Here is a 2,536-nt window from a genome sequence, read left to right as displayed (position 1 = left end):
TAACCCTCTTTAATTTGGTTTTAACGATTCATTATAACCACTTATTTTTTGTTTGGTTGATAATGAACTGTGCTGATTACAAAAATACTAAAAATGCCCATATTTTTTCCTCCTTATAAAATTAGTATAATTATAGCACGAGCTCTGATAAATATGAACATGATGAGTGATCGTTAAATTTATACTGCAATCTGATGCGATTATTGAATAAAAGATATGAGAGATTTATCTAGTTTCTTTTTTTACAAGAAAAAAGAAAGTTCTTAAAGGTTTTATACTTTTGGTCGTAGAGCACACGGTTTAACGACTTAATTACGAAGTAAATAAGTCTAGTGTGTTAGACTTTAATGTTTTTTTAAGGCATTAGTGTATTTAAGCGTCAGAGCATGGCTTTATGCCGAGAAAACTATTGGTTGGAATGGCGTGTGTGTTAGCCAAAGCTTTGGCGAGTTGGTTGGGGGTTTCATGGGATTAATCCCATGAAAGTACCAACTCAACAACACACTAACGCCTGTTGGTTCCAACCAATAGGAAATTGGAATAAGCAATTAGTATAATGAGAGTATAATGTTGGTATAACGTTAGTATAATGATGCTTTTTTTCATTATATTTTTTATGTACTTTAAACCTGCACGCTTATGTGAATTAGAAAAAGCTTAATCGCATTTCATAGATTGACCTCCCAATAACTACGTGGTGTTATTGGGAGGTCAATCTATTTCATTTGCGTTAAGCTTTTGATCTACATTAAGCGTGCAGGTTTTTTGTCTATTTGTAGACGATTTTATGTTATACTAGTCCTTGAAAGAATAATAATCAGATAATGCATTTTCTTGTTTTTCATTTGCCTCTTGCTCAAAGTTCCCAAATTCGAGTAAGAGGTATTTTTGTTTTTGGTCGTCGCCTCTCATTAGTAGTTCAGGGTTTAACATTAATACTCCAGTTTTTCTTTTTATAATATTTCCTTCTTCTAAGATTTTAAGTGTTGTTATTACTGTTTGTAGACTTGTTCCTGTAGCTTTTGCTATTTCTCTTGTTGTAGCTATCATTGTATTGTTACTTAAGTGGACATTATCTAGGATATAGTTAACGATTTTAAGTTTTTTTCCGCCAATCATATCTAACATACTTATTAATTGCACTATATATGCCTTTACGAAGTTACCAGACGTTTGTTTACGGTATAACTTGTCTACCTCTATGACTTCTCCACTTTCTTCGTCTATGAGCCTCTGAGAGCCTTTATAGACTGTTCCATATCTTTCTTTCATCTTTTTCTCACTCCTTATTTTAAACTATTCTAACTATATCATAACTGTTCTAAAAAAAAAAGAACATTTGTTAAAAGAAATTAGAACAAAATGAGTGAAAAATTAGAACAAACAAATTCCTTATAAACCTTATCATCTCAACCTATATTAAGATTTTACCTAGTTGAATCTTCTTTTCTATATAAAGCGTCGGAGCATATCAGGGGGTTATCTAACGTAAATGCTACCCTTCGGCTCGCTTTCGCTCGGCATTGACGTCAGATACTGCACCCCCTGAACCCCCATGCTCCAACAGCAAAAAGGAAACTTTTTGCTGCTTTTCCGACGCTTATTCGCTTCGCTCATATTTATATAGAAAAGAAGTGAATGCGCAAAAGACATAATCGATTCACAAAAAATAGGTACACGAAAAACAAGTTAAGGGATGCAGTTTATGCATCCCTTAACTTACTTATTAAATAATTTATAGCTATTGAAAAGAGATAAGAATTGTTCAAAGCTAATATTGTTTAAATCGTCAATTCCTGCATGTTTTAAGGAATTGTTAAATTGATTTTTTGTAAATATTTTCTTGTATTCTTTGTTAACCCATTTCATAACGAAATAATTATACTTCTGTTTATCTTTGTGTGATATTCTTGATTTTTTTCTATTTAATCTGATAAGTGAGCTATTCACTTTAGGTTTAGGATGAAAATATTCTCTTGGAACCATACTTAATATAGAAATATCAACTTCTGCCATTAAAAATAATGCCAATGAGCGTTTTGTATTTAATAATCTTTTAGCAAACCCGTATTCCACGATTAAATAAATCTCATCAGCTATACTATCAAAAACAATTTTGCGTATTATATCCGTACTTATGTTATAAGGTATATTACCAAATATTTTATAGGATTGGTTTTTAGGAAATTTAAACTGCAATATATCCTTGTTTAAAACTTGGAAATTATCGTGATCAACAAGTTTATTTTCTGTAGTTTTGCATAATTTATGGTCTATTTCAATGGCAGTTACGAAATTACACCTCTGTACTAATTCAAGGGTAAAATGCCCTTTTCCTGAGCCGATTTCAAAGATATTATCATGTTCATTTAATCTTATATTTGTCATTATTTTATCTATATTATGTTTTGAAGTAATAAAGTTTTGACTGTGTTTTATATTTTTCTCGTTCATTATAATCCTCTTTAATTTTGAAGTAATAAAGTTTTGACTGTGTTTTATATTTTTCTCGTTCATTATAACCCTCTTTAATTTG

The 2,536-nt window shown here is 30.6% G+C and carries 3 protein-coding genes; all 3 read right to left on the bottom strand.

All coding sequences use genetic code 11. The features are described 5' to 3' along the window. Positions 1–41: 41 nt before the first annotated feature. Complete coding sequence (gene ermCL / locus KA814_RS02895) at positions 42–101, bottom strand: 23S rRNA methylase leader peptide ErmCL (RefSeq protein ID WP_002497446.1); 60 nt, start codon at positions 99–101, stop codon at positions 42–44. A 694-nt stretch (positions 102–795) separates the two neighbouring features. Beyond that, entirely contained in the window at positions 796–1,272 is a 477-nt protein-coding gene (locus tag KA814_RS02890) for a replication/maintenance protein RepL (protein ID WP_000664727.1), read from the bottom strand. 447 nt (positions 1,273–1,719) lie between these two features. Continuing rightward, complete coding sequence (gene erm(C), locus KA814_RS02885) at positions 1,720–2,454, bottom strand: 23S rRNA (adenine(2058)-N(6))-methyltransferase Erm(C) (protein WP_001003263.1); 735 nt, start codon at positions 2,452–2,454, stop codon at positions 1,720–1,722. Positions 2,455–2,536 lie beyond the last annotated feature (82 nt).

This window comes from Staphylococcus sp. GDY8P196P (assembly GCF_017891705.1).
GTDB lineage: Bacteria > Bacillota > Bacilli > Staphylococcales > Staphylococcaceae > Staphylococcus > Staphylococcus ureilyticus.
The sequence above is the reverse complement of the archived record's forward strand: the minus strand, read 5'-3'. Positions and strand labels throughout refer to the sequence as shown.

Excerpts from the sequence above, each read along its gene's own strand:
- KA814_RS02890 (WP_000664727.1), bottom strand. The coding sequence starts at position 1,272 with ATGAAAGAAAGATATGGAACAGTCTATAAAGGCTCTCAGAGGCTCATA.